This is a genomic window from Zhouia amylolytica (assembly GCF_900116365.1).
GTDB classification, from domain to species: Bacteria; Bacteroidota; Bacteroidia; order Flavobacteriales; family Flavobacteriaceae; genus Zhouia; species Zhouia amylolytica.
In genome coordinates this window covers 394,225-410,992 of the sequence record NZ_FPAG01000001.1, presented here as the reverse complement: position 1 = coordinate 410,992, position 16,768 = coordinate 394,225, and the positions used below count along the sequence as shown (strand labels likewise).

The 16,768-nt window shown below is 36.9% G+C and carries 18 protein-coding genes; 15 read left to right on the top strand and 3 right to left on the bottom strand.

Annotated features, from left to right (window positions below; all coding sequences use genetic code 11):
• The first annotated feature begins 7 nt into the window (after positions 1-7).
• The 13 genes from BM361_RS01755 to BM361_RS01695 all read left to right on the top strand — a co-directional run bounded on the left by BM361_RS01755 (position 8) and on the right by BM361_RS01695 (position 11,401).
• Positions 8-697 carry an ArsR/SmtB family transcription factor gene (locus tag BM361_RS01755; RefSeq protein WP_074976506.1) on the top strand — a complete coding sequence of 230 codons (690 nt, stop codon included), beginning with the start codon at positions 8-10 and terminating at the stop codon, positions 695-697.
• 144 nt (positions 698-841) lie between these two features.
• The gene (locus BM361_RS01750) at positions 842-1,171 is read left to right on the top strand and encodes a HesB/IscA family protein (protein ID WP_038268449.1); all 330 of its coding nucleotides are present in this window, start codon (positions 842-844) and stop codon (positions 1,169-1,171) included.
• Positions 1,172-1,215: 44 nt separating this feature from the next.
• Positions 1,216-2,661 (top strand): Fe-S cluster assembly protein SufB, encoded by a 1,446-nt coding sequence (gene sufB, locus BM361_RS01745; protein ID WP_038268451.1) that lies wholly within the window; start codon positions 1,216-1,218, stop codon positions 2,659-2,661.
• Between the two features lie 63 nt (positions 2,662-2,724).
• Positions 2,725-3,477 (top strand): Fe-S cluster assembly ATPase SufC, encoded by a 753-nt coding sequence (gene sufC, locus BM361_RS01740; RefSeq protein WP_038268453.1) that lies wholly within the window; start codon positions 2,725-2,727, stop codon positions 3,475-3,477.
• Positions 3,478-3,562: 85 nt separating this feature from the next.
• On the top strand, positions 3,563-4,879 hold the full coding sequence (gene sufD / locus BM361_RS01735; protein ID WP_038268669.1) for a Fe-S cluster assembly protein SufD: 1,317 nt from the start codon (positions 3,563-3,565) through the stop codon (positions 4,877-4,879).
• 6 nt (positions 4,880-4,885) lie between these two features.
• Positions 4,886-6,124 carry an aminotransferase class V-fold PLP-dependent enzyme gene (locus BM361_RS01730; RefSeq protein ID WP_074976505.1) on the top strand — a complete coding sequence of 413 codons (1,239 nt, stop codon included), beginning with the start codon at positions 4,886-4,888 and terminating at the stop codon, positions 6,122-6,124.
• A 221-nt stretch (positions 6,125-6,345) separates the two neighbouring features.
• The gene (locus BM361_RS01725) at positions 6,346-7,323 is read left to right on the top strand and encodes a zinc metalloprotease (RefSeq protein ID WP_074976503.1); all 978 of its coding nucleotides are present in this window, start codon (positions 6,346-6,348) and stop codon (positions 7,321-7,323) included.
• 161 nt (positions 7,324-7,484) lie between these two features.
• Entirely contained in the window at positions 7,485-8,567 is a 1,083-nt protein-coding gene (locus BM361_RS01720; protein WP_074976501.1) for a zinc metalloprotease, read from the top strand.
• A 73-nt stretch (positions 8,568-8,640) separates the two neighbouring features.
• Entirely contained in the window at positions 8,641-9,084 is a 444-nt protein-coding gene (locus BM361_RS01715; RefSeq protein ID WP_074976499.1) for a hypothetical protein, read from the top strand.
• A 34-nt stretch (positions 9,085-9,118) separates the two neighbouring features.
• Complete coding sequence (locus BM361_RS01710) at positions 9,119-9,541, top strand: SufE family protein (protein ID WP_038268464.1); 423 nt, start codon at positions 9,119-9,121, stop codon at positions 9,539-9,541.
• Positions 9,542-9,559: 18 nt separating this feature from the next.
• Entirely contained in the window at positions 9,560-9,889 is a 330-nt protein-coding gene (locus BM361_RS01705) for a DUF59 domain-containing protein (RefSeq protein WP_038268466.1), read from the top strand.
• A gap of 25 nt (positions 9,890-9,914) precedes the next feature.
• Positions 9,915-10,424, top strand: a complete 510-nt coding sequence (locus tag BM361_RS01700) for a DUF2480 family protein (protein WP_074976497.1) — start codon at positions 9,915-9,917, stop codon at positions 10,422-10,424.
• A 62-nt stretch (positions 10,425-10,486) separates the two neighbouring features.
• Positions 10,487-11,401, top strand: coding sequence for a DUF3078 domain-containing protein (locus tag BM361_RS01695; protein ID WP_038268470.1), 915 nt, complete (start codon positions 10,487-10,489; stop codon positions 11,399-11,401).
• A 49-nt stretch (positions 11,402-11,450) separates the two neighbouring features.
• On the opposite strand, the gene hflX is transcribed toward BM361_RS01695, so the two are convergent.
• Positions 11,451-12,671 carry a GTPase HflX gene (gene hflX, locus BM361_RS01690; protein ID WP_038268472.1) on the bottom strand — a complete coding sequence of 407 codons (1,221 nt, stop codon included), beginning with the start codon at positions 12,669-12,671 and terminating at the stop codon, positions 11,451-11,453.
• 50 nt (positions 12,672-12,721) lie between these two features.
• Here hflX and BM361_RS01685 point away from each other — a divergent pair, with 50 nt between their 5' ends.
• Positions 12,722-13,711, top strand: a complete 990-nt coding sequence (locus BM361_RS01685) for an endonuclease/exonuclease/phosphatase family protein (protein WP_074976495.1) — start codon at positions 12,722-12,724, stop codon at positions 13,709-13,711.
• 36 nt (positions 13,712-13,747) lie between these two features.
• Here the strand turns inward: BM361_RS01685 and BM361_RS01680 are convergent, their stop codons facing one another.
• Entirely contained in the window at positions 13,748-13,942 is a 195-nt protein-coding gene (locus BM361_RS01680) for a cold-shock protein (protein WP_074976493.1), read from the bottom strand.
• Positions 13,943-14,444: 502 nt separating this feature from the next.
• Here BM361_RS01680 and BM361_RS01675 point away from each other — a divergent pair.
• Positions 14,445-15,194 (top strand): hypothetical protein, encoded by a 750-nt coding sequence (locus BM361_RS01675; protein ID WP_074976491.1) that lies wholly within the window; start codon positions 14,445-14,447, stop codon positions 15,192-15,194.
• A gap of 113 nt (positions 15,195-15,307) precedes the next feature.
• Here the strand turns inward: BM361_RS01675 and BM361_RS01670 are convergent, their stop codons facing one another.
• Positions 15,308-16,756 carry a hypothetical protein gene (locus BM361_RS01670; RefSeq protein ID WP_074976489.1) on the bottom strand — a complete coding sequence of 483 codons (1,449 nt, stop codon included), beginning with the start codon at positions 16,754-16,756 and terminating at the stop codon, positions 15,308-15,310.
• Between the last annotated feature and the right edge of the window lie 12 nt (positions 16,757-16,768).

The window sequence follows — 16,768 nt, the reverse complement described above, 5'->3', positions numbered from 1 at the left end:
ATTAATAATGGAAGAAATAGAAGATCAATTTAGTCGAATAGCAGTATTGATAGGTGATAAAAGTCGCGCTATAATGCTTTGGAATTTGCTTGATGGAAGATCCTATACGGCTTCTGAGCTAGCAGTATGCGCTGATGTTTCTCCACAGTCAGCCAGCAATCATTTGACTAAATTGGTAGCTTCCGAAATCCTTGCTGTTACAAAGCAAGGTAGGCATAGGTATTACACCTTTCAAAATGCTTCAGTTGCTCAGGCTATTGAGTCTATGGCTAGCTTGATACCAAACCATGAAGGGTATAATAGGGTTAAAAGGCCCCATCCTAAGGGGCTTACTGAGGCCAGAACATGTTATGATCATCTCGCTGGAGCCCTGGGGGTGAAACTTACAGAAGCTTTAATTGATAACGGTATATTAAAATTCTTAAATAAGGATTATGTAGTTACTTCCTATGGAGAAAAATGGTTTTTGTCTTTTGGGATCGATGTACGTCAGTTGAAGAGTGAAAGGAGATCTTTGGCGTATCAATGCCTGGATTGGAGCGAAAGAAGGCATCATATTGCCGGAGCGCTTGGTGCAAAAATATTTGAAAATATGCTTCAAAAAGGATGGGTTAAAAAAGTAAAAAATTCCAGACAAATCATATTGCTTCCTGAGGGGAAGAAAATGTTGAAAGAGCTGTTAAACCTAGATGTGTAAAGACTTCTCAACTTATGTTCGTTTCATAAAGAATAGTTATAATATAAATCTATAGAACGATTTGTTATAATAATGTTGTAACTTATGGTAAATCGGCTTTAAAATACTATTTTTGCCTACTATTTAGAACTAATCTGTTTAAAGATGATAAAGGTTTCTGAAACAGCGAAAAATAAGTTAGTAGAACTCATGTCAGATGATGGGTTCAACGCCGCACAGGATTACGTTAGAGTAGGTGTGAAGAGTGGCGGTTGCAGCGGTTTGTCTTACGATTTAAATTTTGATAAGAGTAAAACCGACGACGATAAACTTTTTGAAGACAACGATATAAAGCTTGTAGTAGACAAAAAGAGTTTTTTGTATCTCGTAGGCACCACTTTAGAATATTCTGGCGGACTAAACGGAAAAGGTTTTGTGTTTAACAATCCAAACGCACAGCGTACCTGTGGGTGTGGTGAAAGCTTTTCGTTATAAGAATCGACTAATAAATTGGTTGACTAATTTTGAAATTGACAAAGATGGCGTATACTGAAGAAGAATTAAAAAAAGAACTCGAAACTAAAGAATACGAATACGGGTTTTATACAGATATTGAAGCTGAAACGTTTCCAAATGGTCTGAACGAAGACATCGTGCGTGCTATTTCTAAAAAGAAGGAGGAGCCGGAATGGATGACCGAATGGAGACTTGAGGCTTTTAGAGCTTGGGAAAAAATGGAAGAGCCTGAATGGGCGAACGTAACGTATAAAAAGCCGAGTTTTCAAGATATATCATATTATTCTGCTCCGAAAAAGAAACCGGAATATGAAAGCCTTGATGAGGTAGATCCTGAATTGCTGGAAACTTTCAAGAAATTAGGGATTTCTATTGAAGAACAGAAAAAATTGGCTGGTGTAGCTGTTGATGTTGTAATGGATTCAGTGTCTGTTGCTACAACTTTTAAAAAGACATTAGCTGAAAAAGGAATCATTTTTTGCTCGATATCAGAAGCGATCAAGGAACATCCTGAGTTGGTTAAAAAGTACATAGGTACCGTGGTTCCGCAAAGAGATAATTTTTATGCGGCCTTAAATTCAGCGGTCTTCTCTGACGGTTCATTTTGCTATATACCGAAAGGTGTAAGATGTCCGATGGAGCTGTCGACCTATTTCCGTATCAATCAGGCGGGAACCGGACAGTTTGAAAGAACTCTCGTGGTTGCTGACGAAGGTAGTTACGTGAGTTATCTCGAGGGCTGTACAGCTCCTCAGCGAGATGAAAATCAATTACATGCTGCTGTAGTAGAGCTTATTGCTTTAGATGATGCAGAGATAAAGTATTCGACTGTTCAAAATTGGTTTCCGGGAGATAAAGAAGGAAAAGGTGGAGTTTTTAACTTCGTTACCAAAAGAGGGCTGTGTGAAAAGAATGCTAAGATTAGCTGGACCCAGGTAGAAACTGGTTCGGCAGTTACCTGGAAATATCCTTCATGTATTCTTAAGGGAGATAATTCGATTGGTGAATTTTACTCGATAGCTGTAACAAACAACTACCAACAGGCTGATACCGGTACTAAGATGATTCATATTGGTAAGAATACCAGGAGTACCATCATCTCAAAAGGTATTTCTGCCGGAAAGTCACAAAATAGTTACCGTGGATTAGTGCAGGTTAACAGAGGTGCTGAAAATGCAAGGAACTTCTCGCAATGTGATTCGTTGTTGATGGGTAATTTATGTGGAGCACATACATTTCCTTACATAGAGGCAAAAAATAAAACGGCGCAGATAGAACATGAGGCCACTACCAGTAAAATTGGTGAAGATCAAATATTCTATTGTAATCAGAGAGGGATCGATACTGAAAAAGCAATTGCGTTAATTGTTAATGGGTTTAGCAAAGAAGTGTTGAATAAACTTCCGATGGAGTTCGCAGTAGAAGCTCAAAAATTATTGGAAATTTCCCTGGAAGGATCAGTAGGATAGGATTAAAATTTAGAAGATTAAGGGGCAACCCTAAAAATAAAGATATAAATTCAAATAGATAAGATGTTAACGATTAAGAATTTACATGCCGGTATAGAAGAGAAAGATATTTTGAAAGGTATCAACCTTCAGGTAAACCCAGGTGAAGTACATGCTATTATGGGACCAAATGGTTCTGGTAAAAGTACTTTGTCGTCTGTGATAGCAGGTAAAGAGGAGTATGAAGTAACAGAGGGAGATATCGTTTTCGAAGGAGAGAATATTAACGAATTTGCACCTGAAGAACGTGCGCATAACGGAATATTTCTTTCGTTTCAATATCCGGTAGAAATTCCTGGAGTAACGGTTACCAATTTTATAAAAACAGCTATTAACGAAACGCGTAAGGCAAGAGGTTTAGAAGAAATGCCTGCAAATGAGATGTTAAAGCTTATCCGAGAAAAATCTGAGTTATTAGAAATCGATAGAAAATTCCTTTCGCGTTCCTTGAATGAGGGATTCTCAGGAGGTGAGAAAAAGAGAAATGAAATTTTCCAGATGGCAATGCTAGAGCCAAAACTTGCCATTCTTGATGAAACAGATTCAGGATTGGATATTGATGCCTTGAGAATTGTTTCTAATGGAGTTAATAAACTTAGAAGTAAAGATAATGCGGTAGTAGTAATTACACACTACCAGCGATTACTTGAATATATCGTTCCGGATTTTGTTCACGTATTATTAGACGGTAAGATTGTTAAATCTGGAGGAAAAGAACTTGCTTTAGAACTAGAGGAGAAAGGTTACGATTGGTTGAAGCAAGAGCTATCGGTATAATTTTCTTGAGGAAAGATAAGTTCTCAGGATTTAAAAAAATTTTGAATGAAGTTTCTGTGTGAACAGAAATTACAAAAAGTATAAAATGGATTTGAAAGAAAAATTGGTTTCATCTTTCATGGCTTTTGAAGGTCAGATTGATGTAGATGCACCGGTTCATGAAATAAGATCTGAGGCCATTAAGGTTTTTGAACAAAAAGGCTTTCCTACAAAGAAGGAAGAGTCTTGGAAGTATACATCCTTAAATGCGCTTTTGAAAAACGACTATACTGTTTTTCCTAAAGAGGAATCAGCACTTCAATTTCAGGATGTTAAGAAATATTTTTTACATGAAATCGATTCGTATAAGATCGTTTTTGTTGATGGAATATACAGTTCTTACCTTTCTGAGACTTCACATGAAGGACTTGATGTGTGTTTGATGAGTGCTGCACTTTCAAAACCAAAGTATCGATTAATTATTGATAATTATTTTAATAAAATAGCCCCTAAAGATGATGGTTTAACAGCTTTGAATACGGCATTTAGCCGCGAGGGTGCATTTATTAATATACCTAAAGGAAAGGTGGTTGAAAAACCAATTCAAATATTGCACTTTTCTACTGGAAAGGAATCGGCCTTAATGTTGCAGCCAAGAAATTTAGTGGTTGTCGGAGAAAATGCCCATGTACAAATTATTGAACGTCATCAAAGTTTGACAGAGAATCCTGTGTTGACCAATTCGGTAACCGAAATACATGCCAATAGAAATTCAATAGTTGATTACTATAAAATTCAGAATGACGCCCAAACGGCATCTTTAATAGATAATACTTATATCGCTCAGAAGAAACACAGCCATGCTTCTGTGCATACTTTTTCTTTAGGTGGAAATATCACTCGTAATAATCTTAATTTTTATCATTTAGACGAGCGAATTGATTCTACATTAAAAGGAATTACGATTATTGGAGATAAACAGCATGTAGATCACAGTACGTTGGTTCATCACGCTCAGCCTAATTGTGAAAGTCATCAAGACTACAAAGGGATCTATGCAGATAAGAGTACAGGTGTGTTTAACGGAAAGGTTTTAGTTGATAAAATTGCTCAGAAGACGAACGCATTTCAGCAGAATAATAATATTCTGATCGATGACAGAGCAGTAATTAACACTAAGCCACAGTTAGAGATTTTTGCGGATGATGTAAAATGTTCTCATGGATGTACTATAGGTCAACTGGATGAAGAAGCTTTGTTCTATCTACAGTCAAGAGGGATTCCTTCAAAAGAAGCAAGAGCATTGTTAATGTATGGTTTCGCAAACAATGTATTAGCTAGTGTTAAGATTGATGAAGTAAAAAAGAGAATTAAGAAGCTAATAGCGATGAAGCTTAATGTGAATATTGGTTTCGAATTATAATATTTTATGAGTACAGTAATTCAGAATATGCCCTTTGATGTAGATGAAATCAGAAAAGATTTTCCTATCCTTAAACGTGAGGTAAACGGATATCCTTTGGTGTATTTTGACAATGCTGCTACATCGCAAACCCCTCAGCAGGTAATCGATGTTATTGTAGACTATTACAGTAACTACAATGCAAATATCCACAGAGGAGTGCATACCTTGTCTCAGGAAGCTACGGATGCATATGAGCAGGCACGTGTAAAAATTCAAAAGCATTTTAATGCTGATAAGTCTCATGAAATCATTTTTACCTCAGGTACCACTCACGGTATTAACCTGGTTGCTAATGGTTTTACTGCCATCTTACAAGAGGGGGATGAAATCATAGTATCTGCCTTAGAGCATCACTCTAATATTGTGCCTTGGCAGATGTTATGTGAGCGAACTGGTGCCATTCTCAAGGTAATACCTATGAATGAAGAAGGCGCGCTTATAATGAGCGCATATGGTGCCTTGTTATCTGAAAAGACCAAATTGGTTTTTTGTAATCATATATCTAATGCTTTAGGAACTATAAACCCTATTGAAGAGATTATTACAAAAGCACATATGGTTGGAGCTGCTGTTTTGATTGATGGTGCTCAGGCATGTCCGCATGTTAAACCAAATGTAAACGAGCTTGATGTTGATTTCTATGTAGCTTCTGCTCATAAAATGTGTGGTCCTACGGGTGTGGGTGTTTTATATGGTAAGGAGGAGTGGCTTCAAAAATTACCGCCATATCAAGGAGGTGGGGAAATGATTGCAGAAGTAACCTTTGAAAAAACCACCTATGCGGGTTTGCCTCATAAATTTGAGGCTGGGACACCTAATATCTGTGGTGGAATTGCATTTGGAGCTGCTTTAGATTACATCAACAAGATTGGTTTCCAGGCTATTCAGGATTACGAGCATAAATTGCTGGCCTATGCTACAGAAAAATTGCTGCAAATAGATGGGCTCAAAATTTATGGAACTTCTGCCAATAAGACCTCTGTAATTTCTTTTAATATTGATGGGATACATCCTTACGATATAGGGACCATTATAGATAAATTGGGTATTGCTGTCCGTACCGGGCACCACTGTGCTCAACCTATAATGGATTATTTTAATATCCCAGGTACGATCCGTGCCAGCTTTGCTTTCTATAATACTACAGAAGAAATAGATCGTTTCGTTGAGGCCGTGGTAAAGGCTAAAAATATGCTGTTATAACCCATTCTTTTATTTATCGATAATTGCTCGTCTGGTACCATGTATTAAGACCAATTTCTCTTTTTATTTTTTGAAGTTTATATGCTCGTGAATTAGCGCTGTTTCTTACAGATATGTGTATTTCATCGAAAAATTGTTAAAAATCCTTAACGGACTACTAATGATTTGTTAAAAAAATATATATATTCGCTTCGCTAATTTATAACTAAAACTAATTTTTTATGAAAAGAGTATTGTTAAGTATGGCTGCTATAGCTATACTGATGACTTCGTGTGAGAATACCTCGTCGGAGGTTAAAGATGAGGGGGTTACCCTCGGTGAAGATCAAGAATTTGCATTATCAGATGATCAGTGTGGAACAATGGGTGTCCTGGATGAGCTCTTAGCCAAGGATCCTTCGATAGCAACCAACATGGCCGCTATTGAAATGCATACCGCTAATGCTATTAAAAGTGGTTTAGCTCAGCGAATTGCTGCCGATGGTGTTCTTGAAATTCCAGTGATTTTTCATGTGATTTACAGAACGCAGAGTGAGAACATTCCTTTGTCTCAACTGGAAGATCAGATTGATGCTTTAAATGAAGATTTTAATCTTAACAACCCAGGGCGAAATACAATTCCTGCAGAATTTTCTGCGGTGGAGTCTAATGTTGGTATTCGCTTTGTATTAGAAGATGTAATCAGAGTGCAGTCTAATAAGCGTCAGTGGAGACCTGATGATTCTATGAAATTTACTTCAAGCGGAGGGTCTGATGTTGTAAACCCTCAACAAAATCTGAATATCTGGGTGGTAAACAATATGCCATATAGAGGTGGTAATATATTGGGTTATGCTCAATTCCCTGGAGGTAGTTGGTCTACTGATGGTGTGGTATTAGATCATCGTTTTACCGGAACAACGCAGTATTCAACGGGTAGAACGGCTACTCATGAAGTTGGACACTGGTTAAATCTACGTCACATCTGGGGAGATGGTGGTTGTGGCGCTTCGGATTTTGTTGCTGATACACCTGATTCTGATGGACCAAGTAGAGGATGTCCAACATATCCACAGGTTAACTGTGGTACGAATGACATGACTATGAACTTCATGGATTATTCAGACGACCCTTGTTTAAATATGTTTACCGAAGGTCAGAAAAACAGAATGATGAGTGTATTTGCTTCTGGCGGATTTAGAGAAGCTATGGCTCAGTAAGATTTAAAATTTGAGTTAGTATGAAGGCATCCAGTAGCGGATGCCTTTTTTTATGTTGTATTTCGTCGAAAAACTACTTAAAAAATTTAACAAAACTGATTATTATTGTTAAAATAATATATCTTAGTGCAGCTAATTATTAATTTTTAAACTAATTTTTTATGAAAAAAGTATTGTTTACTGTGGCTGCACTCAGTCTGTTAACCCTTTCGTGTGAAAATGAAAAGGTAACTGATACGAGTACAGAAGCAGTGGTTGCTCAGGAAATAGACATGAGTGACTTTTATGTGTATCCGGAAGAAGATGATTTGGCCTCAAAGTCAGCCAATGAAGGAAAAAATTGTTATTCCATGCAGGTGTTAAAAAGACAGTTGGATCAGGATCCAAATCTTTATAATCGTATGTATAACATTGAGAAAAATCTTAGAACGTTTATTGCTGCTAAAAAGCCTGACGGTGTAGGTAATGGAAATGGCAATGGAGGAAATGATGGAGGAGGAGACCCGCCGGTTGATGATGGGTTAGGAACGATTAACATTCCGGTTGTGGTTCATGTGCTGTACAATACGGATCAGGAGAATATAAGTGATGCTCAGATTAATTCTCAAATCCAAATATTAAATGAAGATTTCACAGCTTCCAATAATGACTTAAATCAAGTGCCTGGAGAGTTTGAACCAGTAGTTGCAGATGTTAATGTTACCTTTACTTTAGATCAGGTAATTCGCAAGTTTTCAACGAAGACTTCCTGGGGAACCAGAGATGCAATGAAAGATGCTTCGCAAGGAGGTTCTGACGCTGTAGATCCATCTAACTATTTGAATATTTGGGTTTGTAATATTGGTGGAGGCATATTGGGATATGCTCAATTCCCTGGAGGTAATGCATCTACTGATGGTGTGGTTATTTCTCCTCAATATTTTGGAGATCAGGGGTATGTGTCTGCTCCATTTGATAAAGGAAGGACTGCCACGCATGAGGTTGGGCATTGGATGAATTTACGTCACATTTGGGGTGATGGAAGATGTAGACAGGATGATTTTGTTGCCGATACACCTGCTTCTGACGGACCAAATTATGGTTGTCCATCGTATCCAACCGTTAATTGTAAATCGAATGACATGACCATGAATTATATGGATTATGTTGATGATGCCTGTATGTATATGTTCTCTGAAGGTCAAAAAGCAAGAATGAGAGCGATTTTTGCGGCAGGCGGAGCTCGTGAAAGTTTCTTGAACTAATTCAAAATACGCAATGAGAATTGTTAAAGGCGCCTTCGGGTGCCTTTTTTTGTACCTTTATAAAAAACACAGGATGAAAATAGCAGCAATACTATTTGTGATTATAACCTCAATTTCAATGACATGTGATTCGTTAAAAACTAATCAGGAATCGGTAACCGGCTTTCAGTATGAAACCTACACCAGGGGTTCCCAGTATAAAATTATAATAACCTCAAACAGAACACTCGTAAGACAAACGGGCTTAAATTCCTTTCAGCAGGAACTTAATACTCCGGAGAGTAAATGGAATGAATTGATGCAATTGGTGAAGAAGGTTTCGTTGAATGATCTGAGTACCTATAAACCTCAAAGTAGTGGTAGGTCATTAGATGCAGCACCACATGCCACTCTGGAGGTGTTAACGGCCGATAAAAACTATAAATCGAGTACATTCGATCATGGAAATCCTCCCGCAGAAATTGAGTCATTGGTTAAAGCTATCCTAACATTGGCAGAAACTGTTGAAAAGCAGTAATTCTTATTGTATTTTTGTTTCAAAATAAATAGAAATGACTATTCAGGAGATACAGGACAATATAGTGGATGAGTTTTCGATGTTCGATGATTGGATGCAGCGTTATGAGTATATGATTGAGCTTGGAAAATCGTTACCTATTATAGATGACCAATACAAAATAGATGAAAACCTGATTAAAGGTTGTCAGAGTAAGGTATGGGTACATGCAGAGCTTGAAGATGATAAATTAGTGTTTACTGCCGATAGTGATGCTATTATCACCAAAGGGATTATTGCCATTTTGGTACGTGCCTTTTCAAATCAAAAGCCACAAGATATTATAAATGCAGAAACAGACTTTATTGATGAAATTGGGTTGAAGGAACATTTATCACCTACGCGGGCTAATGGCTTGGTGAGCATGATCAAGCAGCTTAAATTGTATGCAGTGGCCTATCAAACTCAACTGAATTAAAATTATAAAAATTAAACGATGAGCGATCAACAAACTATAGATACAGCACAGTTAGGAGAAAAAATAGTAACGGTTTTAAAAACCATCTATGATCCGGAAATTCCAGTAGATATATATGAACTTGGATTGATATATGATGTTTTTGTCAATGAGGATAGTGAAGTAAAAATATTAATGACGTTAACGACGCCTAACTGCCCGGTTGCAGAGACTTTACCTGTTGAGGTGGAAGAGAAAGTTAAAACAGTTGATATGGTGAAAGACTGTGTGGTTGAGATTACCTTCGATCCACCATGGAGTCAGGATTTAATGAGTGAAGAAGCCAAACTGGAGCTCGGTCTTTTATAAGGTCGGCTTATCAAAAATTGTTTAAATGGCTGATGAAATTGTAAATAGGGTAGCCCAAAGTAAACTGGTTACCATTAATCTTGAAGACTTTTATCCGGAAGGAGCGCGAATTCAAATTGATGTTTCTGATTGGTTAGAACAAGGCTTCTTACTTCGTGAAAAAGATTTTCGTACCAAGGCCCAGGAGCACGAATGGGAGCAATATGCCAATAAATATGTAGCATTATATTGCTCAACCGACGCTATAATTCCTGCATGGGCCTATATGTTACTAACAACCTATTTGTCCTCATATGCCAGAAAGGTAGTCGTTGGGGACTTGGAAATGCTGGAGTCTGTCTTATATCAGGAACAGATTGCAGCTTTAGATGTTTCAGCATATCGGGATCTTCCGGTTATTATTAAAGGGTGTTCTGATAAACCAGTTCCAAAAAATGCGTATCTTTTCCTTATTCAAAAGCTCCAGCCAATTGTGAAGAGTATGATGTATGGCGAAGCTTGTTCCTCCGTGCCGCTTTATAAAAGAAAAAAGTAAGATCTAGTTACTGGCTTAAACAAAAGTAACCTTATATACTATCAAACATCAAAGAATCTATTATGAAGAAAGTTTTATTCACCTTATTCATTTTAACAGGAGTTTCTTTTAGTTATGCGCAAGAAGCTGCTGAAGAAAAACAAAAAGAAGGTTGGACAAAGAAAGGAACCTTTACTTTTTTACTCAATCAGTCGGCATTTAAGAACTGGGTAGCAGGAGGGCAAAACAATGTTTCTGGAACTGTTGGAGTTAATTATGATTTTAATTATTTAAAAGGAGATTGGTCTTGGGACAACAAGGTAATAGCCTCGTATGGTCTCACGAATACCAAAGATCTGGGTACGCGCAAAACGGATGATCGTTTTGAATTGAATTCATTGGTAGGTAGAAAAGCCTTCGATAATTGGAATTATTCATTCTTTCTCAACTTTAAAACTCAGTTTACAGACGGGTATGATTATGATAATGATGAGGATTCTGATTTTCCTACTTCTGGCTTGTTCAATCCGGCATACTTAACCTTTGGACCAGGTATGGAGTGGAAGAAAAGTGATAATCTTAAGTTTAATTTATCACCGGCTACCTCAAAAATGACTTTTATTAAAGATGATTTGTATATATACGATTCTGATTTAGGAAGCTTTGTGCAGCACAGTGGGATTGATAATGTAAATGCATTACAAGCCTATGGAATTGATCCTGGTGATACATTTCGTTATGAATTAGGTTTTTATGCCTCTGGTTATTACAAGTTTAATATCATGGAAAATGTGAGTATGGAGAATATTTTGAGTTTGTATTCAAATTACCTTGAAGATCCGCAAAATGTCGATTTGGACTATACCATGAATATTGTAATGAAGATCAATAAATACCTTTCAACCAACCTTACAGTGCAAACAGTTTATGATGACAATGCTGTAAGTGCATTACAGCTGAGAGAAGTTTTTGGTTTAGGAGTGAATTTAGGTTTTTAATAAAGAAAATATAATAGTATAAAAAAGCGCCTGACAAGGCGCTTTTTTATTATAAGTCTTTTTCCATTTCGTCGTATTCGGGATATAAAAAATGATTATACGGGAAGCGGGTAATATGTATTTTTCGAACTTCCTGATAAACCCTTTTTCTAAACTCTTCCATATTCTCTTTGTTCAGGGCAGAGATAAAGAGGGCGTAATCGCCTATTTTCCCCATCCAGGTGTTCTTCCATTCTTTAAGCGTAAAGTGCTTTGCTGTTTTTTCGGTCACCAAATCATCTTCATCAATGCTTTCATGTTCGTAAGCATCAATCTTGTTAAACACCATGATGGTTGGTTTGTCTGCACTTTCTATCTCATCTAAGACTTTATTTACAGAGGCTACATGCTCTTCAAAATTAGGATGAGAGATGTCTACCACATGTAGCAATAAATCAGCTTCCCTAACTTCGTCCAGGGTACTTTTAAAGCTTTCTACCAACTGTGTAGGTAATTTTCTTATAAAACCTACCGTGTCGCTTAATAAAAAAGGAAGGTTGCCAATAACAACTTTTCTAACGGTTGTATCCAGGGTGGCAAACAATTTATTTTCGGCAAAAACTTCACTTTTACTAAGTACGTTCATTAAAGTAGACTTCCCGACATTCGTATAACCTACAAGGGCCACTCGAACTAAAGAACCTCTGTTCCCTCTTTGAGTAGCCATTTGCTTATCTATTTTCTCCAGCTTCTTTTTTAATAAAGCGATTCGGTCACGTACAATACGACGGTCAGTTTCAATTTCTGTTTCCCCCGGACCTCTCATTCCGATACCCCCTCGCTGTCTTTCAAGGTGAGTCCATAACCCGGCTAATCGAGGTAACAAATATTGGTATTGAGCTAATTCAACCTGTGTTCGTGCGTAACTGGTTTGAGCACGCTGCGCGAAAATATCGAGAATTAAACTGGTACGATCCAGGATTTTACAGCGAAGAATTTTTTCAATATTCTTTTGTTGCGCCGGACTTAATTCATCATCAAAAATAACGGTTCCAATGTCGTGAGTTTTTACAAAAGCACGAACATCTTCCATTTTTCCGGTTCCGATAAATGTTTTGGGATTTGGCGTGTCTATTTTCTGCCAAAACCGCTCAATAACCTCACCGCCAGCTGTATAGGCCAGAAATTCCAGTTCGTCTAAATATTCTTTACATTTTTCCTCATCTTGTTCTTGGTTTACAACACCGATAAGAACAACCTTTTCATAGTCTAATGTTTTCTTTTCAAGCATATATTTGATTAAAGTACAAAGGTAAGTATTTGATTTACTATTTTTAAATAATGAAAGATATTAAACATACACCGCCATTTTCTGAAAAATCTGCTAGTAATTTATATACAGTTGCATTTTACAATCTTGAAAATTTATTTGACACCAGAAATAATCCAAATACGCTCGATGATGATTTTACCCCGGGAGGGGAAAAACGTTGGGATGACAAGCGTTATCAAAATAAAATTTACAAATTAGGAAAGGCTATATCGGAAATTGGTTATCAGGCTGCAAAAACAGCTCCTTCAATAGTGGGGCTTGCAGAGGTTGAAAATCAATATGTGCTGCAAGATCTGATAGATTCTGAAAATTTGAACGGATATGATATGGGTTATGTACATTTCAATTCTCCCGATGAAAGAGGAATTGACACTGCTCTTTTGTACCGTAAGAGGGATTTTGAAGTAATTAACTCTGAAGCCATTCCTTTATTGATTGATAATGTAGATGGTGCCCGCGATTATACGAGAGATATATTGTATGTAAAAGGAGTTTTAAACCATCAGGAAGTACATGTATTGGTAAATCATTGGCCTTCCAGGAGAGATGGGGCTGCTCAAACTGATTACAAGCGCATTGAGGCCGCTAAAACAATTCATAGCGTAATGGATGGTATTAAAGAAGAAGAAGCTGACCCTAACGTTATTATAATGGGAGATTTTAATGATGATCCGATGTCTACGAGTATAAAAGATCATTTAATGCTCCCCGATTTGTATAATCCGATGTCCAAACTAATGGATCCATTTAATAAAGGGAGCTTGAGTTATCGCTCAAGATGGAATTTGTTTGATCAGATTATATTTACCAATAATTTTTTTGAAGATACTCCAGGAACTCATTCATTTGCCCATGCGGATGTATTTGATAAAAGATTTTTGAGGGCGTGGAATGGTCGGTTTAAAGGTAATCCGTTTAGAACATTTGCCGGAAGAAAATATCTTGGAGGTTATAGTGATCATTTTCCTGTCTATGTGTTATTAAGGAAAAATGAATAAAAAAGGCCATCTAAAAGATGGCCTTTCATTTATCAGTTAGTCGATGATTTCAACGTTTACTGCGTTAAGGCCTTTTTTTCCTCTTTCGGTCTCAAATTGTACTTTGTCATTATCACTGATATTGTCAATTAATCCGCTTTCATGAACGAAGATATCTTCGTTAGAGTCAGTTGTTGTGATAAATCCAAATCCCTTGGTTCTGTTAAAGAACTTTACTGTTCCTTGTTTCATTGTATATTAAATTTAAAATGTTCAAATTATATTGATGTATTCATACAAATTGCCTTAAGAAGTAGTATAAACCCTCTTGCGAACAATTGACGATAACATCAATAGTTACCCAGCAAAGAATCAAAAATTAGGAATAAATTATTGTGTGAAGAATAAAAAATTGCTAGCCCTTGTGCTCTATGTTGCTAAAGCTGTGCAAAGTAACGTCATTAAATCGGATAAAACTATTTAATTATTACTTTTTTATTTTCTAAGTGAGTCCCGATGGGAATAGGCCCCTCAATACCAGTCTGTCTGAATTGTTCCAAACGCGCACTTCAAAGGGCTTAAGTCGTTTTTTCTTTTTCGTGTTTACTGTCTCAGATGATTACATGATAGTCAGATTTTGAAATATATAAAAGACGCTATATATACGCTATATACATGTTATAAATACGATGTATATATACTATAAATATATTCTATGTATATTTATATATTGACTGAACCAAACTTTATTGGCATGGCAAAGCAAAAAGGCATTATTAAATTAACAGGCACTATTGGCGATATTAATTTTTATTATCGAAAAGGTGTTCCGGTAGCTCGAAAAGCCGGTGGAGGCTTTAACTCGGAGGCTATAAAGAAATCTCCAAAAATGAAAAGAGTACGGGAAAACAGCAGTGAGTTTGGTCTCTGCTCACGTGCCAAAAAAGTTTTTAAAAACAGTCTGCATCCTTTTTTAATACATTATAAGGATCCTACTTTACATGGTAGAATGATGAGATTATTTCAAGAAATAAAGGTTTGTGATGTTTTGTCGGAACGTGGTAAACGAACAGTAGGCAATGGGTTAAAATCTGATGCCGGATGCAAGTTGTTACTGGATTTTAGAATTACTCCTAAAAGGGATGTTGCCACCAGTCTTATGGGTAAGATTACCTTTGATAAGGATAATTATATCTGTCGTATATCAGAGTTTAATATTGAACAGTTTAAATTTTATGGAAATGCCTCACATTTTGAATTGCGATTTGGGATTGTTCGGATGGACTTTGATACGTTGAGCGCTACAACCTATATGGCAAAGTCCAGAGTGATAGGAAAGGATTTTGATAGTAGTACAATTGCGTTAAGATCTAAAGACATCCCCACAGAGGGAGGTATAAAGTTTGCTTTTTTGGGTATTTGTTTCTACCAGGAGGTGTCTGGACAACTAGAGGTATTAAAAGCTGAAAGTGCTACAGGGCTACAACTTCTCAAGATTTTTTAAATTGCTTGTTACGGCGTATAAATTTAAGGAGCTCTAAATTGGAAGGGTCTTTGATTGTGAGGTGTTTAGTTATTGTGAATTGGTTTGGCTTCACTGAAGCTCGGGGCTAAAGTTTAATCATTCTGAAGTTCAAACTTTTTAAAATAGAACGTATAGCCAAGTAAGAACCCTAACGAGTTGTATGAGGCTTTCGTAATGGTTCTTGAACCTTGTAAAAGGTCTCCTTCAGCCGGATTGTTTAAGCTTCCTTTTTGCTCGTAATTGTTGGTAACGCCAGTACTGTAAAGCAATCCGAGACTTAATTGACTTTTTTGTTTCTTTAGGGTGATACCGGAAGCAAAGTGATATAGATTCCAGTCACTTATGGTGGCTTTAATTCCATTCGATTCATTCAATCTTTTATCAAAATATGTTAAATCACTACGTCCGCTTAAATAGAGGGATAAATCATTTTTCAGCATGTACTCATATCCAACGGCCATATTAAATACATCTTTGGCCGCTGCCTGTGCCCTCATAAAATCATCGCTTGTTAATTCTGGTGCAAGTGAGGCTGGTCGTACGAATGTATTTGGGGCAACATCCATGATATCGTAGACATCGATACTGGCGTAATATTGAAAAGCAATTCCAATTTTAGATTTATCTTTATTGTAATTAACGCCACCGGAAATCGAAAATGGCGATTTGTAAGTGGTTTTCAATTCTGCCTGTCTATCCGTGGCAACACCACTAATTCTTTCATCATCGATAAGTTTAAGGTTTCTTGCTGCGATATTCGAAGCTACGGTTCCTATTCCCATAAAATTTATCGAAGGGGTCGTAATGGTTAGCCCTGTTTTCCAGTTTCCTTTTTGATAAGATAAACCCAATTTTGCCGCATACCTAACATTATAGTAATCGATATTTTGAGAAAGATTACCTCCTACCAGGGTGCTATTGGCGTCGTTCATAAAAACATATGCCGAATAGTTGCGATTAAATGTATGTGATCTGACAGTTATGAGATTACTTACCCCAAATGACCAGTTGTCATTAAATCGGTGAGCTACCCCAAAGGCAACTAGAATTTCAGATAGTTTGTTGGTAATGCTGGATTCGCCAACAAGTTCTTCTAATCCCGGACTTTCATCATTGGCAATAATGTCAAAATTTCCATCACGCCTGGCGATTGCTTTAAAATCAAAGTTAACGGGGGCCATGAAACCATAAGCGATTTTCCAGTCTTCATTTTTGGTGTCAATCATTCCTCCTGCTAATAATGGAACAGAGCCTAATTGCTTACTGTTAAAACTGGCTTTTTCTCCCAAAGCATTTGCGATACTAATATTTTCAATCCTGTAGGCGTTCGCATTTACAGAAATGGAGGTGTTGTCCAGAAATCCTAATGCACCTGGGTTGTAAAAGAGCATGGTATTATCGTTTGCACCGCCTATAACAGCTCCTGACATTAAGGCCGATTCTGTTCCGAACTGCTGACTCCAATAATGCGTATCCTGACTGTACACAATCAGGTTACTGAAAAAAACAAGAATTGTTATGAGTTTACTGCAGCTTTTCATTTACGATCCTTT